This is a genomic window from Pseudoalteromonas sp. TB25, assembly GCF_000497995.1.
Classification (GTDB): domain Bacteria; phylum Pseudomonadota; class Gammaproteobacteria; order Enterobacterales; family Alteromonadaceae; genus Pseudoalteromonas; species Pseudoalteromonas distincta.
This window is the reverse complement of record NZ_AUTI01000005.1, coordinates 1-2,940: the sequence shown is the minus strand read 5'-3', so window position 1 is coordinate 2,940 and position 2,940 is coordinate 1. Positions and strand designations below refer to the sequence as shown.

Below are 2,940 nucleotides of genomic sequence, written 5' to 3'. Positions count from 1 at the left end.
CTTCGTGGGCAAGTACGGCTTCGGCCTGATCTTTGGTCATGTTGTGCATTAAGCCTGTGCTTACTGCCACTAACGAGTTGTTTTTACTTGGGCCCGTTGCAAACGCGTTCATTTCTGGGCTGTCGTAAATAGCCACTTCTGGCATTTTGATACCTGCTTTTTGTGCTTGCGCAGATACCGTTTGTACAAGCCAATGTTCGGTTTCGTTTCGAGGCTGCGTAATTACGTGCGCGCCTGTTGATTTTTTAGCGATCCATTTCGACATAAATAACGAAATAAACGATCCACCAAAACCAAATACTGTGGCTATAAGTAAAATTCCGCCAAGGCTACGATGGCTTAAGCCCAGCGCACTCATTATTATTGAAAGCACTACACCTAATACCAACATAACCGCTAGGTTAGTTAATAAAAACAAAAATATACGTTTCATATTGTCCTCACAAAAATAGGTTTGATCACCGAACATAAAATTAAATTAGGTTAAAGCAACCACTGCGTTATGACACACTATGTCATAACGTTAGCGCTATTCTGTGACAAACTATGTCATAACACAAGTGTTATTTATGTGTTTATTGATAATTTTTTTGAGAGGCATTTTATAGCAAATTTAAGACTAAAGTTTCTTTATAAGTCAGCTTATTACAAGCTGTTATTAAGCTCTGCCATATCAATTGGAAAACCACGCTCGTGTGCCAATATGCGTGCAACTTCGTCAATTTTGTCGCCGCTATTATGTTTAAGGTACGACCATTGGTGGGTACTGCGGTGATGATTTACAGCAGGATCGCTACTTATTATTCCTAATTTTATAAACTCACCCACTATTTGATCTGCCGCTATTAACGTTGACGATGCTTTAACATTTTCGGCCCGTGCGTAACTAATATGCGAATATAAACTTACATCGGCTACGCGCAAAGTGTCGTCATCCCCTGGGATTTGTTGCCCGCCATACAAGGCATTATTTTGTGTGCTAGCAGTTTTAAATGCAGGTACAAACTCGGCTACATAATCTATTGCTGTTTGGTTACGTGTTTGCAATGCTGTTTTGTCCCACCCATCTTTAATATAGTGCAGGTATTTATCAGGGAGTTTAGGTTGAGCACTCATTGGTGTTGCATCAGCTAAGCCATCATTAAATAGCGTAATGTCGTTGGTCATGCCGTGTATTTGAAAATACCCGTTAGGGTAAGGCGTTAGCTGCGCCATGCCCTCTGGTGTGCCACGGTTACCGTAAATAATAATTTCGGGTATTTGCCCACCAGCACCTTGCCAATGAGTTATATAAGAGGCTTTAAATTCGACCATGCGTTTTACATCTACCCCAACGAGGTCGTCAATAATACCGGTTTGAAAACCACACGCATTAATTAGGTAATCTACCTCAATGGTTTGCGTATCGGCTTGTGTATTGGTTGAAGTATCAGGTTGTTCATCAAGGCTTGGCTCTGATTGGTATTCAATACGCCACTTAAGTGTTTGCTTATCATTATTGGTATTTATAACTGGCGATACATTTTTAACACTGGTGCTTGTTAAAACGTGAGCGTGTTTGTACTGTGCAAGGGCGAGTTGTGCACTGGCCGATAAACGAAAAATATTCCAGCCATATTCTTGTGCAACAATTAGCGGAAACTTTAGCTTATCTAAATCTAAATGCTTAGCCACGGGTATCATCCACTCATCTAACGACGTGGGCTTGGCTACTTGTTTTTGCTTAGCAAGCTTTAGCATTTGCTCATAACTATATAACTGATAATAATGCTCTGGCTCGCCTAACACTTTATTAGCGCTATCTTGCTCTACAAGCTCGCTGTAGGCTTTTACTAATTTATTTAAACGCGGAAATAAGTCCTCCGGTGAGTCGTCATCGCGTTTAGGCACTGCAAATACTGTGGGGCGAACATCGATGGTGTAAGGATAAAGGCGCGCAATATCTATACATTGCTTGAGTAAATCTATGCAGTCTTCGTCGGGTATTTCACGATATAAGTTGCCACCCGCATGCAAATGGCACATTGGAGGGCCATCAATTAACGACTTTTTCTTTTCAAGCACATAAGTTTCTAGCCCTAACGCAGCAAGTCTAATGGCTATAGTGGCGCCAGCTGTGCCTCCACCTATTATACCTACGCGTTTTTTAGGTAAGCCATAGTTTAGTGCCTTTGGCTCAGCGCTTACGTGCGCATCTGGGGCGTAGTTTTCAATAAATGGGTGCGTCATATAGTCGTTATGTCCTTAGTAACATTGTCTTTAAGCAAGCTATGTATTTATAAACGTTTATATGTGTACTAAGGCTGACTATTTCAAGATTTACCTAAAAAAGTAACTTTTTTAAAACCACTTAAGTGTTTATAGATAACGCACTAAGCAAGCTTTTGTATATTTGTAACTTAGGAGTTTGCTCGCTGTATGGGCTTATAGCAAGTATTGGAAACGGTAAACGTGCTTTAAGTGAATCAAGGTTCGCTTGGTATTCGTCCATGTTTTTATCGACTTGGTTTGCAATCCAGCCAACGCAGTTTATACCCATACTTTGCATATGCGCAGCGGTTAGTAACGCATGATTTAAGCAACCTAGCTTCATGCCAACAACAAGTATTACCGGCAGTTGCTCTGCTTTAACCCAGTCGTATAAATAATCGTTTTTATTAATAGGTAATGCCCAACCACCAGCACCTTCTGTAAGTATAATGTCAGCGCCCTGTTGTTTTACGTTTTTATAAGCATCACTAAGTTTATCAACAGTAATACTAACCCCAACTTGCTCCGCTGCTATGTGCGGCGCAATAGGTGGTGCAAACGCAAACGGATTTACTACGTCGTATTTAGCGCTCACTGTTGCGCTTTCCATTAGTATTAGGGCATCGGCGTTTACTAGTTGATCGAACGCCATTTCGCAGCCAGCAGCAAGGGGTTTAAAGCCAATGGCTT

3 protein-coding genes are annotated in these 2,940 nt (G+C 41.2%); all 3 read right to left on the bottom strand.

Annotated features, from left to right (window positions below; genetic code table 11):
• The coding region (locus tag L652_RS0100065) for a M48 family metalloprotease (RefSeq protein ID WP_024603156.1) at window positions 1-433 on the bottom strand (433 nt) is incomplete at its 3' end.
• A gap of 212 nt (window positions 434-645) precedes the next feature.
• Window positions 646-2,229 (bottom strand): FAD-dependent oxidoreductase, encoded by a 1,584-nt coding sequence (locus L652_RS0100060; protein WP_024603155.1) that lies wholly within the window; start codon window positions 2,227-2,229, stop codon window positions 646-648.
• 121 nt (window positions 2,230-2,350) lie between these two features.
• Window positions 2,351-2,940 (bottom strand): dethiobiotin synthase (gene bioD / locus L652_RS0100055; protein ID WP_024594696.1); only part of this gene is annotated, 590 nt, incomplete at its 5' end.